Genomic DNA, 17384 nt, shown 5'->3' with positions numbered 1-17384 from the left:
ACACCGAGGCGGTGACAACGGGATGAGCGCGATCGCCCTGGGTTACGGCACCAACGGATTCGCCAACCACCGGCTGGCCGACGCGGTGGCCGTGCTCGCCGACCTCGGCTACGACGGCGTGGCCCTGACCCTGGACCACGCCCACCTCGACCCGTTCGCCGCCGACCTGACCAGCCAGGTGAACCGGGTTTCCCGGCTGCTGTCCAGGGCGGGCCTGCGGGTGGTGGTCGAGACGGGCGCGCGCTACCTGCTCGACGCCCGGCACAAGCACCAGCCGACCCTGCTCAGCGACGATCCCACCGCCCGGGTGGACCTGCTGCGCCGCGCCCTGCGCATCGCCCACGACCTCGGCGCCGAGTGCGTCTCGTTCTGGTCGGGCAGCACACCGTCCACTGTGGACGACGCTACCGCGTGGCGGCGGCTGCGGGACGGCGTGGCCGGCCTGCTGGACGAGGCGGGCCGGTGGGACGTGCCGCTGGCCCTGGAACCCGAACCCGGCATGCTCGTCCAGCACCTCGCCCAGGCGCTGCGGCTGCGCGACGAACTCGGCGCGCCCGACCTGCTCGGCATCACCCTGGACGTGGGCCACTGCGTGGCGGTGGAACCGGTTGACGCGGCCGAGTGCGTGCGGCTGGCCGGCGCGGTGCTGCGCAACGTGCAGCTCGACGACATGCGTCCCGGCGTGCACGAGCACCTGGAGTTCGGCCAGGGCCAGCTCGACCTGCCCGCCACCCTGGCGGCGCTGGCCGAGGTCGGCTACACCGGACTGGCCGCCGTGGAACTGCCCCGGCACAGCCACGCCGCACCGGTGGTGGCCGAACGGGCCATCCACGCGCTGCGGCACGCCATGCCAGCCGCGCCAGCGGCGGCGGAGAACCCGGTCCGACCGACGAACAACCCCGCGCCGGCCACCGCGACCGCCCCGCCCGACCGCGACGCCGGCCCCCGCCCCGTCCGGCCGCCGTCGCCGGACGAGGTCGACCACCCCTGGCTGGTCGCGGCCGAACAGCGGGTGCGCGCCGAACCCGAGGCGATCCGGGTGCTGTTCCCCGCTGTCGGCCGCGAGGTGGGGCGCGCGGCCCTGCGGCCGGACAGCGACCCGCACGGACTGGTCCACGGCACCGTCGACGACCTGGCCCGCGTGCGCCTGCTCACGGTGCTGGCCACCGCACTGCCCGACGACGCGGCCGCGACCGAGGTGACCGAGCTGTACCGGTACGGCGACGACGCCGAGCGGCGCGGGGTGCTGCGCGGCCTGTCCGCGCTGCCGGAACGGCCCGCGCTGGTCGAGGCCGGCCTGACGCTGGTGCTGGACGCGTTGCGCAGCAACGACATCCGGCTGGTCGCCGCGGCCATGGGGGAGTTCTGCGCCGGCCACCTCGACCAGCACTCGTGGCGGCACGGCGTGCTCAAGTGCCTGTTCGTCGGGGTGCCACTGGCGGCGGTGGCGCGGCTGGACCGACGCGGTGACGCCGAACTGCGGCGCATGGTCGACGACTACGCCGCCGAGCGGCGGGCAGCCGGCCGGGACGTGCCCGCCGACGCGCTGCGCCTGTTGGGGTCGACCTGAGGGGAGTCCGTTCCGCACCAGCCACCCGCACCCACCGGAGTCCACATGCGCATCTTCGATCCGCACATCCACATGACCTCCCGGACCACCGACGACTACCAGGCCATGTTCGACGTGGGGGTGCGGGCGCTGGTCGAGCCGGCGTTCTGGCTCGGACAGCCCCGCACGAACGTCGGCTCGTTCACCGACTACTTCGACGCGCTGATCGGGTGGGAGCGCTTCCGCGCCGCCCAGTTCGGCATCCGGCACCACTGCACGATCGCGCTGAACCCCAAGGAGGCCAACGACCCGCGCTGCGTGGACGTGCTCGACGTGCTGCCCCGCTACCTGGCCAAGGACGGGGTGGTCGCGGTGGGTGAGGTCGGCTACGACTCGATGACCGACGCCGAGGACACCGCGTTCGCCCGGCAGCTGGAACTGGCGCTGGCGCACGAACTCCCCGTGCTGGTGCACACCCCGCACCGGGACAAGCTGGCCGGCACCAGGCGCACGCTCGCCGTGGTGCGGGAGTCGGGCATCGCGCCCGAGCGCGTGGTCGTGGACCACCTCAACGAGGTCACCGTGGGCGAGGTGGCCGACTCGGGCTGCTGGATGGGTTTCTCCATCTACCCGGACACCAAGATGGACGAGCACCGGATGGTCGCCCTGCTCCGCGAATACGGCACGGACCGCGTGCTGGTCAACTCGGCGGCCGACTGGGGCCGGTCGGACCCGTTGAAGACGCACCGCACCGGGCTGGCCATGCTGGCGGCCGGGTTCTCCGAGTCCGATGTGGACAAGGTGCTGTGGGACAACCCGGTGGCGTTCTACGGTCAGAGCGGCCGGCTGGTGCTGGACCCGCTGCCCGGGTTCACCGCGAGCACGGACACCTTCGCCGGCAACTCGGTGTTGCGCGGCGGCCGACCGGACCACGCGGTGACCCCGGGGGAGGAGCGGTGACGGTGCTGTCCTACTGCACGAACGTGCACCCGGCCGAGGACCTCGACGGCATCCTCGACCAGCTCGACCGGTACGCCGGGCCGGTGCGGGCCGAACTGGGCGCCGACCGGCTGGGCGTGGGGCTGTGGCTGGCCGCGCCCGTGGCCGAGGCACTGGCGCACGACCGCGCCGCCCGCACCCGGTTGCGCGCGGAGCTGTCCGCCAGGGGCCTGGCCGTGGTCACCCTGAACGCCTTCCCCTACGGCGGTTTCCACGACCAGGTCGTCAAGCACCGGGTGTACCGGCCGAGGTGGACCGATCCGAGGCGGCTGCGCTACACCGCCAACTGCGCGGTGGTGCTGGCGGACCTGCTGGCCGAGGACGCCGGCTTCGGCAGCATCTCCACCCTGCCGCTGGGCTGGCGCGAGCCGTGGTCGCCCTCCGACGACACGATCGCCCGACTGGCCCTGGACGAGCTGACCCAGACCCTGCGCGAGGTGTCCGCCCGGCACGGTCGGCCGATCCGGCTCGCGGTGGAGCCGGAACCCGGCTGCGTGCTGGACACGGTGGCCGACGCGGTGGGCTGGCTGGCCGGCCGGGTCGATCCGGCGCACGTCGGCCTGTGCCTGGACACCTGCCACCTGGCGGTGTCCTTCGCCGACCCGGAGCAGACCGTCGCGCGGATCCGGGCCGCCGGCCTGGACGTGGTCAAGGTGCAGGCCTCGGCCGCGCTGCACGTGGCCGAACCGGCCAGCCAGCCCGTCCGCGCCGCACTGGCCGGCTTCGCCGAACCCCGCTACCTGCACCAGGTGCGGGAACGGGCCGAGGACGGCGGCGTGCTGGCCGCCGACGACCTGCCCGAGGCACTGGCCGCGCTGCCGGCGGCCGGCCCCTGGCGGGTGCACTTCCACGTGCCGCTGCACGCCGCGCCACCGGCGCCGCTGAGCGCCACCACCGACGTGCTCACCTCGGCCACCGCCGCCGCACTGTCCACATCGGACCAGCCGCCGCACGTGGAGGTGGAGACCTACACCTGGCCGGTCCTGCCCAGCAGCCCCGAGGGCGGCACCGACCTGGTCGCCGGCATCGCCGCCGAACTGCGCTGGGCCGAAACCCACCTGGTGGCACAAGGAGCGCGCCCGTGACCCCCCGCCCAGCCAAGGACTCCGTGCGCCCACTGGTGGTGCTCAACGTGGTCGGCATGACCCCGGCGCTGCTGGCGCACATGCCGAACCTGGCCGGCCTGGCCAGCCGCGGCTGGCAGGCCCCGCTCGGCACGGTGCTGCCCGCCGTCACCTGCAGCGCCCAGGCCACCCTGCTGACCGGGGTGCCACCGGCCCAGCACGGTGTCGTCGGCAACGGCTGGTACTTCCGGGAACTCGGCGAGGTGTTCCTGTGGCGCCAGCACAACAAGCTGGTCGGCGGCGACAAGCTCTGGGACGTGGCCCGGCGCACCCACCCCGACTACACCGTCGCCAACATCTGCTGGTGGTACGCGATGGGCGCGAGCACCAACCTCACCGTCACGCCCCGACCGGTCTACCACGCCGACGGGCGCAAGTCACCGGACTGCTACACCCGCCCGCCCAGCCTGCACGACGAGCTGACCGCGCGGTTCGGGCCGTTCCCGCTGTTCCAGTACTGGGGGCCGACCGCGGACATCACCTCCACCCGGTGGATCGTGCGGGCCAGCCAGCACGTGCTGGAGCGCCACCACCCGGACCTGCTGCTGGCCTACCTGCCGCACCTGGACTACGACCTGCAGCGGTTCGGGCCGGACGGTCCACAGGCGGTGGCCGCCGCCCGCGCGGTCGACGCCACGGTCGCGCCCCTGCTTGCCGCGGCCGAACGGGCCGGCGCCACCGTGGTCGCGCTCAGCGAGTACGGCATCACCCCGGCCAACCGGCCGGTCGACATCAACCGGGCGCTCCGCCGCGCGGGGCTGCTGGAGGTCTACACCCAGGCCGGCATGGAGTACCTGGACCCGTGGGCCTCGCGCGCCTTCGCCGTGGCCGACCACCAGATCGCGCACGTGTACGTGGCCGACCCGGCCGACCAGGCCAGGGTGGCCGACCTGCTCGGCCAACTGTCCGGAGTGGACCAGGTGCTGGACCGGGTCGGCCAGGCCGAGCACGGACTGGACCACCCGCGCGCCGGTGAACTGGTCGCGGTCGCCGAGCCGGACGCCTGGTTCACCTACTACTACTGGCTGCGCGACGACCGCGCCCCGGACTTCGCGCGGGGCGTGGACATCCACCGCAAACCCGGCTACGACCCGGCCGAGCTGTTCTTCGACCCGGCCGACCCGCTGGTCAAGGTCAAGGCCGCGGCCAACCTGGCGCGCAAGAAACTCGGCCTGCGCTACGCCATGAACACCGTGCCACTGGACCCGGCACCGGTGCGCGGCAGCCACGGCCGGCTGCCCGAGGACCCCTCGGCCGGCCCGGTGCTGCTGTGCTCCGATCCCGGTGTGCCGGCACCCGTCGCGGCCGGGGGAACCGTTGCCGCGACCCAGGTCCGCGACCTCCTGTTGGACCTCCAGGGGATTCCCGGGTCCAGCGCGTCACCATCATTGCCACGAAAGGGAAACAACTGATGAGCCGACCCATCACCCTGTTCACCGGACAGTGGGCCGACCTGCCGTTCGAGGAGGTGTGCCGGCTGGCCGCGAGCTGGGGCTATGACGGCTTGGAGATCGCCTGCTCCGGCGACCACTTCGAGGTGGACCGGGCCCTGGCCGAGGACGACTACGTGGCCAACCGCCGGGCCATCCTGGAGTCCCACGGGCTGAACGTGTGGGCGATCTCCAACCACCTGGTCGGCCAGGCCGTGTGCGACGACCCCATCGACGACCGGCACCGCAACATCCTGCCGGCCCGGGTGTGGGGTGACGGCGAACCCGAGGGCGTGCGCCAGCGGGCGGCGGCCGAACTGGCCGACACCGCGCGCGCCGCCGCGAAACTGGGCGTGGACACGGTCATCGGCTTCACCGGGTCGAAGATCTGGAAGTACGTGGCCATGTTCCCGCCGGTGTCGCAGGAGGTCATCGACGACGGCTACCGCGACTTCGCCGACCGGTGGAACCCGATCCTGGACGTGTTCGACGAGGTGGGCGTGCGGTTCGCGCACGAGGTGCACCCCTCGGAGATCGCCTACGACTACTGGACGACCAGGCGCGCCCTGCAGGCCGTGGGCCACCGGCCGGCGTTCGGCCTGAACTGGGACCCCTCCCACTTCATCTGGCAGGACCTGGACCCGGTCGGGTTCATCCTGGACTTCGCCGACCGGATCTACCACGTGGACTGCAAGGACACCAAGCGCCGCTTCGACGGCCGCAACGGCCGGCTCGGCTCCCACCTCGCCTGGGCCGATCCCCGCCGCGGCTGGGACTTCGTGTCCACCGGACACGGTGACGTGCCGTGGGAGGAGTGCTTCCGCGCGCTCAACGCGATCGGCTACACCGGGCCGATCTCGGTGGAGTGGGAGGACGCCGGCATGGACCGGCTGCGCGGCGCCGAGGAGGCCGTCCAGTTCATCCGGGGCCTGCTGTTCGACCCGCCCTCGGCCGCGTTCGACGCCGCCTTCAGCACCAAGTGAGCGTGAGACCAGCCATGCCGGGCAAGGGAGAGGAGCGACGATGCCAGGTCGGGATCGGATGAGTCGGGTGAGCAGGAGGAGCGTGCTCGGCGGCGCGCTGGGCGCGGCCGCGCTGCTGGGCGCGAGCGGCGTGCTCGCCGGCAGCGCCCTGGCCGCGCCGGGTGGTGTGGACCAGGCCACGGACGGCCAGGCGCTGGGTGGGCGGCCGGCGCGGCGGATCCCCCGCGACCAGATCAGCGTCCAGCTCTACACCCTGCGATCCCTGCTGGAGCAGGACTTCGAGGGCACCCTGGCCGAGGTCGCCGGAATCGGCTACCGCAAGGTGGAACTGGCCGGCACCTACGGCCGCTCCGCCGAGCAGGTCCGGTCCACACTGGACCGGCTCGGGCTGCGCGCCACGTCCAGCCACGTGGGCCTGGACGTCGACGTGAACCAGGCCATCGCGGACGCGAAAACCCTGGGCCACCGGTACGTGGTGGTGCCGTGGGCCAAGTACGAGACGATCGCCGAGTGGCGGGCCCTGGCCAGCCGCCTCGACGAGGCGGGCAAGGCGTTCCGCCGCGCCGGGCTGCGCCTGGGCTACCACAACCACGACCACGAGTTCGCCGTGCTCGACGGCACGCGTCCCTACGACGTGCTCCGCGCGCACACCGGCAAGCTCAACGTCTACTTCGAACTCGACCTGTACTGGGCGGTGGCCGCCGGTGTGAACCCGGTGGACCTGGTGCGCGACACCGGGCGGGTGCTCCAGTTCCACGTCAAGGACCGCGCGACCGACGGGAGCTGGGCCGACCTGGGCACCGGCACCATCGACTTCGCCGACATCTTCCGCCGCACGTGGCGCTACGGGCTGCGGGAGTACATCGTGGAGCACGACAACCCCACCGACCCGCTGACCACCGCCAGGGTCGGCTACCAGTACCTGACCAACCTCCGGTTCTGACCCCGGTTGTGCCGCCGCTGGGGGCTGCGGGGCGTCACCCCTGGTCCCCACCGGCGGCCCACCGCCGAGCCTGGCGTCAGTCCTGGCCAGCGCCGCTCCTGGTGCGGTCGGCCCCGCCCCGGGGCAGCATCTGGGGTAACGGGGACGACCCGCGCCGGCGACAGCGGAGGAGGGCTGGCATGCCCACGGTGGCCGAACAGTTCGTGCAGGTGCTCAGGCAGGCCGGGGTGGCCCGCATCTACGGGGTGGTCGGCGACAGCCTCAACCCCGTGGTGGACGCCGTGCGGCGAACCGAGGGCATCGACTGGGTCCACGTGCGCAACGAGGAGGCCGGCGCGTTCGCCGCGGCCGCCGAGGCGCAGTTGACCGGCCGGCTGGCGGTGTGCGCGGGCAGCTGCGGGCCCGGCAACACCCACCTCGTCCAGGGGCTCTACGACGCCAACCGGACCGGCGCGCCCGTGCTGGCGCTCGCCTCGCACATCGAGTCCGCCCAGATCGGCACCGGCTTCTTCCAGGAGACCCACCCGGAACGGGTGTTCGTGGACTGCAGCAAGTACTGCGAACAGGTCACCCAGGCCGAGCAGATGCCCCGGGTGCTGCGCATCGCCATCCAGAACGCGCTGGGCCAGGGCGGTGTGTCGGTCATCGTGATGCCCGGCGACGTGGCGTCCCGGCCGGCCGAGCAGCCCACCGGCACCGGCAACGTCATGGTGGAACAGGGGGTGCTCACCCCACCACCCGACCAGGTCCGGCGGCTGGCCGACGCGCTCAACCGCGCCGAGAAGGTCACCCTGTTCTGCGGCGCCGGGGTGCGCGGCGCGCACGCCGAGGTGATGGAGCTGGCCGGCAAGCTGCACTCACCGATCGGCCACAGCCTGCGCGGCAAGGAGTGGATCCAGTACGACAACCCCTACGACGTGGGCATGAGCGGCCTGCTCGGCTACGGGGCCTGCTACGAGGCCACCCAGCAGGCCGACCTGCTGGTGCTGCTGGGCACGGACTTCCCCTACGACACGTTCCTGCCGCAGGCCCGGACCGTGCAGGTCGACCACAACGCCACCCACCTCGGCCGGCGCACCCCGCTGGAGTTGGCCGTGCACGGCGACGTGCTGGCCACGCTGCGCGCGGTGCTGCCACTGGTGCGGCAGAAGACCAGGCGCGACTTCCTCGACCGGATGCTGCGCGAGCACGCCCGCACCCTGGAGAACGTGGTCGACGCCTACACCAGGGACGTCGAGCGGCACACCCCGATCCACCCCGAGTACGCCGCCGCGGTGCTGGACGACGTGGCCGCCGACGACGCGGTGTTCACAGTGGACACCGGCATGTGCAACGTGTGGGCCGCGCGCTACCTGAGCCCGAACGGGCGGCGCCGGGTGATCGGCTCGTTCCTGCACGGCACCATGGCCAACGCGCTGCCGCACGCGATCGGCGCGCAGTTCGCCTACCCGGACCGGCAGATCATCTCCATGTCCGGCGACGGCGGGCTGGGCATGCTGCTCGGTGAACTGCTGACCGTGCGGCTGCACAACCTGCCGGTCAAGATCATCACGTTCAACAACTCGTCGCTGGGCATGGTCAAACTGGAGATGCTGGTGGCCGGTCTGCCGGACTTCCAGACCGACCACGCCGCGGTGAACTTCGCCGCCATCGCCACGGGCGCCGGCCTGCACGCGGTCCGGGTCACCGATCCCGCCGACGTGCGCGCCGCCCTGACCGACGCGCTGGAGTTCGACGGGCCGGCGCTGGTGGACCTGGTCACCGACCCCAACGCGCTGTCCATGCCGCCGCGCATCACCGCCGCCCAGGTCAAGGGGTTCGCCCTGGCGGCGAGCAAGATCGTGCTCAGCGGCGGGGTGGGCCGCATGATCGAGTTGGCCCGCTCCAACCTCCGCAACATCCCCCGCCCCTGACCAGCACCCGCACCGCCGCCGGCACCGGTGCCACGCCCAGCCCCGGCGGCGCGCGCGAGCCCCGTCGCTGCCGAGAGTCCACCTCGCATCGTTCCCGCCGCTGCCGCCGCGCGGCGCTGGACAACCGGACACCGGGCCGCGGCGGGGGTGGGCTGGGGACGGGGCCGACCCGGGCTCAGAAGATCGCGAGCGGGTTGACCGGGACGCCGGTCAACCCGTGAACACGCGGCGGTGCCACCGCCAACAGGAAGCTGTGGCGGCGCAGCTCCGCGCACACGGCGGCGAGATCGTCCACGTGCGCCGCGTCGATCAGTGGCATGCCCATCCGCGCCAGGCCGACCTCGTGCAGGGGCGCCGGCAACGCGGGGTCCAACTCGGGATGGGCGTCGCCGATGTCGCCCGCGTACAGCGAGACGCCGCGCCGGTGCATCCACCGGACCGCGTCCAGGGTCATGCCGGGCCGCTGCTGGCCGATGGCGGACGCCGGGGGCCACCCACCCCGCACGATGAGCGCGTCACCCGGTTCGAGGTGGACACCCTGCCGGTCCTCGGCCGCGTCGAAGTCGTCCGGGGTGACCGGGTGGCCGTCGGGCAGTTGGCTGTTCGGCGCGAGGTCGAGCAGGACTCCCCGGGTGAGCACACCGGCGGCGAACGCGGTGGTGGACCCGTGGTGCGCGCCGGCCTGACTCATGCTCTCGCTGACCGGGCGTCCCGGGTAGACCTGGTCGCCCACGAACACGTGCCCCAGCGCGTCGAGGTGCGTCGAGCACGGGTGGTGGTTGGTGACCACCAGCACGTCCGCCGCCGCCGTTGTCGGGTACGCGGTGAACACCATCGCCTGCTGCACCGGTGAGGCGTCCGAAGTGGACGGTGCGAACGGACCACTGATGAACGGGGTCGGCTGGATCGGTACGGCCAACGACACCGCGCGCCCACTCCGCACCTCGGCGGCGGCCCTGGCCCTGACCTCCTCGGTGATCAGGTTGAGCGTGCCCCGCTCGTCATCGTCTCCCCAACGCCCCCAGTTGCTCGGTAGGTCGATCGGCTCGCCGGCACTGGTCTCTGCTTCCCGCGTTCGCACAGCCCTGAGCCTAGGGCGTTCAGCTGACAGATTGCAATATTTGTCATCCCTGCATCTGGTTGATTCCCGCTCCCTGCTGGCCCCCCGGCCTGCGCCGGCGCAGGCGCACGAAACCCGCGGGCCAGGCGGCATCGAGCACCAGTGCCCGGTCGGCCGTGACCCCGGTGAGCCGTTCGGCCAGTTCGAGTGGTGCCGCGAGGGGCGCGGGAGCGGCCTCGGGTGTGTCGGTGCGCATCCCCACGGCGTTCATGTGGTCGAGCAGTGCGTCCGGTGTCGCACCAGTGCGATGCGTTTCCATCCCGGGCTCGAACCCGCACAGCAGTTCTACGAGGTGGCGCCGGACCGACAGGACGCGTGGTTGTGGGGCCTCGGGGTGGCTACGCGGGACCAGGTGATCGTGCGGCGGCAGCGGAGCGGCGCGCTCTGCGTGTACACCTCGGTTCAGCAGATCATGGACCGCTGGGGGCGGCGGCGGGAGCTGCGGCTGCTGTGGGCGGCCGGCGGTGCTCCGAAGTGGACGGTGGAGCCGGGCGACGACCCTGACGGTGAGTCGGACCACGGGGCGAACGGGGCCTGATTGGGGCGGGCGTCACCCGTTTGGGCCTGCGTGAAGTGTCAACTCGGGGGGTTTGCAAAGTCGACTCGCGCGGAGCGGTGGGGATGGGGGTCAGGGGAGGGTGTCGGGGACGTCGTCGACGCCGAGGAGTTTGAGGTCGGTCAGGGTGGGTTCGAGGACGCCGTCCAGGCGGTGGGCGTGGCGGTCGATCATCAGGTCCAGGGTTTTGCGGGCGTGGCGGGCGTTGCCGAAGGTGTCGGTGCGCGGGAACGCCTCGTAGCGCGTGGTCAGCAGGGTCAGCGCGGCCGGGCTGACCTCGTAGTCCTGGTCGGCGGCGGACTTGGCGATGATCTGCACCAGCTCGGCCGGGCTGTAGTTGGCGAAGGTGATGGTGCGGGAGAACCGGTCGCGCAGGCCCGGGTTGCTGTCCAGGAACCGGTCCATCTGGTCGGTGTAGCCGGCCGCGATCACCAGGACCTCGTCGCGGTGGTCCTCCATCAGCTTGACCAGGGTGTTGATCACCTCGCGGCCGAAGTCGCGGTCGCCGTCGTCGGACGGGGCCAGCGCGTAGGCCTCGTCGATGAACAGCACCCCACCCTTGGCCTGCTCGAACGCGTCCTTGGTCCGCTGCGCGGTGTGCCCGATCCACTGGCCGACCAGGGTGTCCCTGGACGCCTCCACGAACTGGCCCTGGGCCAGCACGCCCAGCGCCGCCAGCACCTCGCCGAGCAGCCGCGCCACCGTGGTCTTGCCGGTGCCGGGCGGACCGGCGAACACCAGGTGCCCGGCCAGCGGCGGGGTGGCCAGGCCGGCGGCCTCGCGGCGCTTGCTCACCCGGATGCGGCTGATCAGCCGGTGCACCTCGCGCTTGACCTCGTCCAGGCCGATCATGCCGTGCAACTGGTCGAGCAGACCGGTGAGCTGGTCGCTGTCCTGTCGCCGGTTCAGCCCCATGGCCAGCTGCGGCCGGCCCAGCTGCGGGCTGATGTCCTGCGGCAGCAGCGTGACCAGGGCGTCCGGGTTGGTCTTCGTGGCCTTCGGCGCGGTGGTCACGCGCTTGATCAGCTCGTCGCGCATGGACTCGAACACGTTGCGGGCCAGCCGGCCGTTGCCGAACGCCGCGCGCCGCGCCTGCCTGCCGAAGAACTCGGCCAGCGCCTGGTCGGTGTCCTTGCCGAACCGGAACCCGTGGTCCACGGCCAGCTTCTCGACGATCCGCACCAGTTCGGCCGGGGTGTAGCTGGGGAAGGTGATGGTGCGGGAGAACCGGTCGCGCAGACCCGGGTTGCTGTCCAGGAAGCGCTCCATCTGCCCGGTGTAGCCGGCCGCGATCACCAGCACCTCGTCGCGCCGGTCCTCCATCAGCTTGACCAGGTTGTTGATCACTTCCCGGCCGAAGTCGCGGTCGCCCTCGTCGGTGGGGGCCAGGGAGTACGCCTCGTCGATGAACAGCACGCCGCCGCTGGCCGTGTCGAACGCCCGCAGCGTGCGCTCGGTGGCCGAGCCGATGTTCTCGCCGACCAGGGTGTGCCGGGACACCTCCACGACCTCGGCCTTCTCGATGAAGCCGTGCTCGGCCGCGATCCGGGCGAACAGCCGCGCCACCGTGGTCTTGCCGGTGCCGGCCGGACCGGCGAACACCAGGTGCTGCTTGTCCAGCCGGACCGGCCGGCCGGCCTTGGCCGCCTCCCTGGCGAAGCGCATCCGGGAGATCAGCATCCTGATCTCCTCCTTGACCGAGGCCAGCCCGACCAGCGCGTTGAGTTCGGCGACCGCGGGGGAGGAGCCCTCCACGATCTCCGCGGGCGGCTGGGCGTCCTCGCGCCGGCCGTGCCTGGGCGGCGGGTCGGCCGCGACCATCGCCGGGGTGGGCGCGGGCGCCACCGGCGGCTTGACCACGGTCGCGCCGGTGCGGCGCACCCCGGGCAGCTCGGCGCCGCGCAGGTTGGCGCCGCCGTTGCGGTTGGAGTCGCACCGGTCCAGCACCACGTCCCTGGGCTTGGCCAGCACGATGCCGTCGCCGTGGTTGTCGCGCACCACGCAGCGGGACAGCTCGGCCGAGGAGTTGTCCAGCCGGATGCCCGTGCCGCACCGGCGGATCTCCGCCTTGGTCACGGTGACCTGGCTGTTCTGGATGATCCGGATGCCGTTGCCGGTGGCGTCCTCGACCGTGCAGCCGGTGTACTTGCCGCCGGCGCCCTGCAGGCTGATGCCGTCGCCGGCGGCCCGCTCCACGCTCACCCCGGCCAGCGTGGGCTGGCTGTTGCCGATCACCTCGACCGCGGCGAACGTGCCGCGCATGTCGGTGACGATCAGGTCGGTGTAGGTGCCGCCGGCCTCCTTGACCACCAGGGCGGCGTCGGCCTCGCTGAGCCGGCAGCCGATGAACGTGGGCTTGGCGCCGTCGCGCACACCCACCAGGGGCAGCTGCGACCGGCTCAGGTCGCACCGCTCGAACTGGCCGCCGGCCGCGCTGATCACCACGGCGTTGCCACCGGCACCGGTGACCGAGCAGTTGCGGATGTGCGGGTGGGAGCCGCCGATCACGGCGATCCCGGTGTCGGCGGAGTCGGTGATCGCGCAGTGGTCGAGGGTGCCGGAGCTGGCCCGGTCGAACAGCACGCCGTACTTGCCCGGCGACTCGATGGTGCACTCCGTGGCGTTGAGCCGGGAGCCCTCCACCACCAGGCCGACCGCGCCCGGGCTGGTGACCTGGCACTTCTCGATCAGACCCTGGGCGTCGCGGTAGAAGATGGCGTGGCTGCCGGCCCGCACCCGGCACCGGCGCAGCCGCGCCTCCGCGCCCTGCACGAACACGGCCACCGAGGTGGCCGACTGGATCTCGCTGTCCTCCAGGATCAGGCCACCGCTGGTCACCCCGACGGTCGCGGCCTCGCCGCTGTCGCCGCCACCACCGACGAAGGTCAGCCCGCGGATGATCGGCGCCTCGCGCGAGGCGTGCACGTGCAGGGTGGTGCCCGTGCTGATCACCCGAACCGTGCCGGGGCCCTCCGCCGCCTTCAGGCTGACGAACTGGGTCAGCGCCAGTGCCTCGTGGTACTCGCCGGGCTCGACCAGCAGCACGTCCCCGGTCTGCGCGGCGTGCAGCGCATCGGCGATTGTCCGGTACGGGGCGGACTTGTGGGTTGAGACGCGTAACTCCGCCACGACGTAACGACCTCCCAGTCAACTGCGTGCAGACTCTAGGGAGCGCCGCAGTGCCGATCAACGTGACGGGCCCGGTGGTGGCCGTGGGGCCGGTCACCGGGTCGGGGCGGCCGGCCTGGTGTGCTGATCAACATGACGGAAAACCTCGCTGTTCCGCTGAATCGATTGGGGATCGGTTGAATAGCACGAATCGCTTTCGGCGGCTATTGCGGGACGGGGTCGGACATTGTGTGACGGAATCCCGGGGAACGGCATAACCGGGCGCATTCCGGGACCGGCGCGCGCATTCACTCGACGATCGGCGGGGCGAGAACGGGCTGCACGTGGATGGGCTCGCGGTAGCCGTCGTCCCAGGGGAAGCGCCAGTCCGCGTCGCTCCACACCACCTGCAGCGCGGGCACGGGCGGCCCGCCAGGCGGGCGGTGGCACACGTTGGCCAACGGCAGCAGCGCCACCGACGCCGACTCCGGGACCGGGGTGATCGCCCAGGGCCGACCAGCGCGTTCGTCCTGGATGATCTGGCCGGCGGCGAGCCGCTCGCCGCTGCGCACCCGCGCGCCGAGGGCGTTGAGCACGGTCCTGGCGGCCTGCTCGGACAGGCCCACTGTCAACAGCTCCGGGTGGCGGCGGAACACGCTCAGGCCCACCGTGTACGCGTAGGGCGGCTCGTCGTCGTGCTCGGCGGGGACGAGCTGGACCGTCCAGTCGGAGCCGGCGCGCGCATTCGGCACGGCGGAATGGAAGTGGTCGTCGGAATGGTCGATGGGCGCGTGGCCGGTCATGGGTGTCTCCCACGGGTTTGGGGGTTTGGGTTTGGCTGGTTCCGACGCTAACCCCCGGCACTGACAGATTGGGCGGGTTGGAACGGAATCGGGAGAGACGCTCACTCGAAAGAGTGACTTCGAAAAGGATTGCCGGCGGGGTGGGGCGGGGGCGGCGCGGCGGGGCCGGCCCCGGGTCGGCCGGTCCGCGACCCGCCGGCCCGGATCCAGCCAGCGCGAGGCCGGTCATCCCGGGACCGGTCAGGGTCAGCCCGGGACCAGCCTCACCCGGGGCCGGTCAGCCCGGGGCCAGCCCACCCGAGTCCGGTCAGCGCGAGTCCGGTCCGCGCGAGGCCGGTCAGCCCGTGGACGAGTCGGTGCTGGCGGGCGCCAGCAGTGCCTGGAACGCGGCGGCATTGGTGTGTGCGTCGTCGCGGTAGCAGTTGTTGAACACCACGTGGGTCTGCTCGGCCGTGTCGGCCAGCGCCCGCACCCGGTCGGCCCACCCGGCCAGTTCGTCGGCGGAGTACCGGTAGCGGTAGCGCTCCGCCTTGTCCTTGCTCGTCCACTGTGGACTCTGGCCGTGCAGGCGCAGCACGGCCACGTCCGAGGTGGCGATCAGCAGCGGCGGCACCGAGTCGGGGTGGCCCTGGGGCATGTCCACGCACACGAACGGGATGTCGTGGCGGGCCAGGAAGGTCAGCGTCTGCTCGGCGTGCGCCGCGTCCAGCCACGAGCCGTGCCGGAACTCCACGCAGATCCGCGCCGGCGCGCAGCGCCGCTGGCAGTGCAGCAGGTAGTCGCGGGTGCGCTCGCCCGGCCGGAACCACGGCGGGAACTGGAACAGCACCAGGCCCAGCCGGTCGGCGAGCCACAGCGGCTCCAGCGCGCCGAGGAAGCGCTGCCACACCGCGTCCACCGCCTCGGACGGCAGGTCGCGCTGGTACACCGGGACCTCGCGGTCCGGCCGCAGGTCGGCCGGGAGCGCGCTGGTCGGGGTGGGGTGGTGGGTGAGCAGGCTGAACGCCTTGACGTTGAAGACGAAGCCCGGCGGGGTGCGGTCCACCCAGGCCAGCGCGTTGCGCGTGCTGGGCAGGCCGTAGTAGGTGGAGTTGACCTCCACCAGCGGGAAGCGCTCGGCGTAGTGGCGCAGCCGCGCCTCCGGGGTGCGCACCCCGGGCGGGTACCAGCGGGTGGACAGCAGCGAGCGGTCGGTCCAGCCCGCCGTGCCCACCAGCACCTCGCCGTGATCGCCGGTCATGGCGGTGATCTACCCGGAACGGGATCTTGGGAAACCCGGGCGGATCAGGTCACCGGAACGGGGCAGCGCCGCTGGTGGGCACGGAGTCGGGTGGTGCCGGCCCGGCTCAGCGGCCGAAGGTGAACCAGTTGAGGCTGACGAAGGCCGCCGGCTGACCGCTGGTGAAGGTCAGGTAGACGTCGTGGGTGCCGGTGACCCCGCTGATGTTGGCCGGCACCGACTTCCACGTCTGCCAGCCACCCGTGCTGGCGATGGCGAAGCTGCCGATCGGGGTGGCCGTCCGGCTGTCCAGCCGCACCTCGACCAGCCCGCTGACCCCGGTCGCGGCGCCGGAGGCGACCCGGCCGACGAACTGGGTGGCCGCGGTGGACCCGAAGTTGACCTTGTTGTACCGGGCCCAGCCACCGTTGCCGACCTGGGTCAGCGCCTGGCCGCCGCCGGTGTCGCTGGCGCCACCCGTGGTCACGTTGCCCGACTCGGCCGGGCTCTCCGCCTGGATGGTGCCGTAGGCGTCGACGCCGCCACCGGGGTTGCCCGGGGTGGTCGTGGTCGGCTGGGTGCCGCCAGCCGTGCTGTACACGGCGACGTAGTCGACCAGCATGGGCACGCCCGAGGCGGTCGCCGAGGTCGGCATGCCCGGCCAGCCGCCGCCGATGGCCACGTTGAGGATGACGAAGAACCCGTGGTTGGTGGCGTTGGCCCAGGTGGTCGCGTCGACCTGGTTGGCGCTGACCGCGTGGTACTGGACGCCGTCCACGTACCAGCGCAGCTGCTCGGGGGAGACGCCGCGGTCCCACTCCACCGCGTAGGTGTGGAACGCCTGCTGCAGCGAGGGCGAGCCCATCACCCGGCTGCCGCCCAGTCCGGTGGTCTCGTTGCACGGTCCACCCGGGCTCACTCCACAGTGGAGCGTTCCCCACACCTGGTTGGCGCCGTTGACGTTCTCCATCACGTCGATCTCGCCGACGCTGGGCCAGTTCGTGTAGACGCCGCGGAACGGCGCGCCCAGCGCCCAGAACGCCGGCCAGATGCCCTGCGCCTGCGCCCCGGTGACGTTGGGCAGCTGGATCGAGGACTCGATGCGCAGCTTGCCGCCCGCGGGCGGCTGGAAGTCGGTCCGCTGGGTCTCCACCCGGCCCGACGTCCAGTTGCCGGCCGCGTCCCGGATCGGCTTGATCGCCAGCCGGCCGGCCCCGTCCTGGTAGACGTTGGCCGTGCTGTCGGTCATCCGCTCGATCTCACCCGTGCCCCAGTTCGGGGCGCCGCCCGGATAGCTGGTGCCGATGTCGTAGAGCCACTTGGAGCTGTCCAGCCGGCTGCCGGCGGCGCCGGTGAAGTCGTCGCTCCACACCAGGTTGAACCCGGCGGGCGGGGCGGGGACGGCCAGCGGTGCGACCGCCGGTGCCTCCGCGGCGTTGGCCGAGAACACCGCGGCGCCGACCAGGGCGGCGGCGGACAGCAGGGCCGAGCCGACGGCGAGCAGCCGCCGGTGGCTCGGGCGGGGCGGGGGAGTTTCCATGTCGTGGCCTCCTTGGCGCGAGCAGAACTCCGCTTGCCCACTATGAGAGCGCTCTCACCACCGGGTTCCAAGGGTGCGTTCGAACCAATCGACCTGG

Annotated in this window: 14 protein-coding genes; 8 read left to right on the top strand and 6 right to left on the bottom strand. The window is 72.5% G+C overall.

Annotation, left to right across the window (positions count from 1 at the left end; all coding sequences use genetic code 11):
* Positions 1–22: 22 nt before the first annotated feature.
* The 7 genes from LX83_RS26060 to LX83_RS26030 all read left to right on the top strand — a co-directional run bounded on the left by LX83_RS26060 (position 23) and on the right by LX83_RS26030 (position 8941).
* Positions 23–1570 (top strand): EboA domain-containing protein, encoded by a 1548-nt coding sequence (locus LX83_RS26060; protein WP_253775964.1) that lies wholly within the window; start codon positions 23–25, stop codon positions 1568–1570.
* Positions 1571–1615: 45 nt separating this feature from the next.
* Positions 1616–2509 carry a TatD family hydrolase gene (locus LX83_RS26055; RefSeq protein WP_253775962.1) on the top strand — a complete coding sequence of 298 codons (894 nt, stop codon included), beginning with the start codon at positions 1616–1618 and terminating at the stop codon, positions 2507–2509.
* A gap of 2 nt (positions 2510–2511) precedes the next feature.
* Positions 2512–3633 carry a metabolite traffic protein EboE gene (eboE, locus tag LX83_RS26050; protein WP_253776242.1) on the top strand — a complete coding sequence of 374 codons (1122 nt, stop codon included), beginning with the start codon at positions 2512–2514 and terminating at the stop codon, positions 3631–3633.
* Positions 3634–3656: 23 nt separating this feature from the next.
* Positions 3657–5084, top strand: a complete 1428-nt coding sequence (locus LX83_RS26045; protein WP_253776240.1) for an alkaline phosphatase family protein — start codon at positions 3657–3659, stop codon at positions 5082–5084.
* Positions 5084–6085: a sugar phosphate isomerase/epimerase family protein gene (locus LX83_RS26040; protein WP_253775960.1), complete on the top strand. Its 1002-nt coding sequence runs from the start codon at positions 5084–5086 to the stop codon at positions 6083–6085. The genes LX83_RS26045 and LX83_RS26040 overlap by 1 nt, the downstream gene beginning before the upstream one ends.
* A gap of 40 nt (positions 6086–6125) precedes the next feature.
* Positions 6126–7028, top strand: coding sequence for a sugar phosphate isomerase/epimerase family protein (locus tag LX83_RS26035; RefSeq protein WP_253775958.1), 903 nt, complete (start codon positions 6126–6128; stop codon positions 7026–7028).
* Between the two features lie 179 nt (positions 7029–7207).
* The gene (locus LX83_RS26030) at positions 7208–8941 is read left to right on the top strand and encodes a pyruvate dehydrogenase (protein WP_253775956.1); all 1734 of its coding nucleotides are present in this window, start codon (positions 7208–7210) and stop codon (positions 8939–8941) included.
* Positions 8942–9116: 175 nt separating this feature from the next.
* Here the strand turns inward: LX83_RS26030 and LX83_RS26025 are convergent, their stop codons facing one another.
* Together LX83_RS26025 and LX83_RS26020 are read right to left on the bottom strand one after the other, a co-directional pair.
* Positions 9117–10022: a cyclase family protein gene (locus LX83_RS26025; RefSeq protein ID WP_253775954.1), complete on the bottom strand. Its 906-nt coding sequence runs from the start codon at positions 10020–10022 to the stop codon at positions 9117–9119.
* Between the two features lie 43 nt (positions 10023–10065).
* On the bottom strand, positions 10066–10320 hold the full coding sequence (locus tag LX83_RS26020) for a DUF6461 domain-containing protein (protein ID WP_253775952.1): 255 nt from the start codon (positions 10318–10320) through the stop codon (positions 10066–10068).
* Here LX83_RS26020 and LX83_RS26015 point away from each other — a divergent pair.
* A complete protein-coding gene (locus LX83_RS26015) occupies positions 10309–10599 on the top strand; it encodes a hypothetical protein (RefSeq protein WP_253775950.1) in 291 nt (96 codons plus the stop codon). The genes LX83_RS26020 and LX83_RS26015 overlap by 12 nt on opposite strands.
* A 90-nt stretch (positions 10600–10689) precedes the next feature.
* Here LX83_RS26015 and LX83_RS26010 read toward each other — a convergent pair whose 3' ends face one another.
* The 4 genes from LX83_RS26010 to LX83_RS25995 all read right to left on the bottom strand — a co-directional run bounded on the left by LX83_RS26010 (position 10690) and on the right by LX83_RS25995 (position 17287).
* Positions 10690–13746, bottom strand: coding sequence for an AAA family ATPase (locus LX83_RS26010; protein ID WP_253775948.1), 3057 nt, complete (start codon positions 13744–13746; stop codon positions 10690–10692).
* 287 nt (positions 13747–14033) lie between these two features.
* Positions 14034–14528: a DUF4262 domain-containing protein gene (locus tag LX83_RS26005; RefSeq protein ID WP_253775946.1), complete on the bottom strand. Its 495-nt coding sequence runs from the start codon at positions 14526–14528 to the stop codon at positions 14034–14036.
* Positions 14529–14865: 337 nt separating this feature from the next.
* Positions 14866–15768 carry a DUF72 domain-containing protein gene (locus tag LX83_RS26000; protein ID WP_253775944.1) on the bottom strand — a complete coding sequence of 301 codons (903 nt, stop codon included), beginning with the start codon at positions 15766–15768 and terminating at the stop codon, positions 14866–14868.
* Positions 15769–15874: 106 nt separating this feature from the next.
* Positions 15875–17287: a glycoside hydrolase family 16 protein gene (locus LX83_RS25995; RefSeq protein ID WP_253775942.1), complete on the bottom strand. Its 1413-nt coding sequence runs from the start codon at positions 17285–17287 to the stop codon at positions 15875–15877.
* Positions 17288–17384 lie beyond the last annotated feature (97 nt).

This window comes from Goodfellowiella coeruleoviolacea (assembly GCF_024171785.1).
Lineage (GTDB): Bacteria > Actinomycetota > Actinomycetes > Mycobacteriales > Pseudonocardiaceae > Goodfellowiella > Goodfellowiella coeruleoviolacea.
This window is presented reverse-complemented; position numbering and strand designations above follow the sequence as displayed.

Bases quoted from the DNA above. Each gene is read 5' to 3' on its own strand.
- LX83_RS26060 (WP_253775964.1), top strand. From the start codon at position 23: ATGAGCGCGATCGCCCTGGGTTACGGCACCAACGGATTCGCCAACCAC.
- LX83_RS26055 (WP_253775962.1), top strand. From the start codon at position 1,616: ATGCGCATCTTCGATCCGCACATCCACATGACCTCCCGGACCACCGAC.
- LX83_RS26040 (WP_253775960.1), top strand. From the start codon at position 5,084: ATGAGCCGACCCATCACCCTGTTCACCGGACAGTGGGCCGACCTGCCG.
- LX83_RS26035 (WP_253775958.1), top strand. From the start codon at position 6,126: ATGCCAGGTCGGGATCGGATGAGTCGGGTGAGCAGGAGGAGCGTGCTC.
- LX83_RS26030 (WP_253775956.1), top strand. From the start codon at position 7,208: ATGCCCACGGTGGCCGAACAGTTCGTGCAGGTGCTCAGGCAGGCCGGG.
- LX83_RS26015 (WP_253775950.1), top strand. From the start codon at position 10,309: ATGCGTTTCCATCCCGGGCTCGAACCCGCACAGCAGTTCTACGAGGTG.
- LX83_RS26020 (WP_253775952.1), bottom strand. From the start codon at position 10,320: ATGGAAACGCATCGCACTGGTGCGACACCGGACGCACTGCTCGACCAC.
- LX83_RS26005 (WP_253775946.1), bottom strand. From the start codon at position 14,528: ATGACCGGCCACGCGCCCATCGACCATTCCGACGACCACTTCCATTCC.
- LX83_RS26000 (WP_253775944.1), bottom strand. From the start codon at position 15,768: ATGACCGGCGATCACGGCGAGGTGCTGGTGGGCACGGCGGGCTGGACC.
- LX83_RS25995 (WP_253775942.1), bottom strand. From the start codon at position 17,287: ATGGAAACTCCCCCGCCCCGCCCGAGCCACCGGCGGCTGCTCGCCGTC.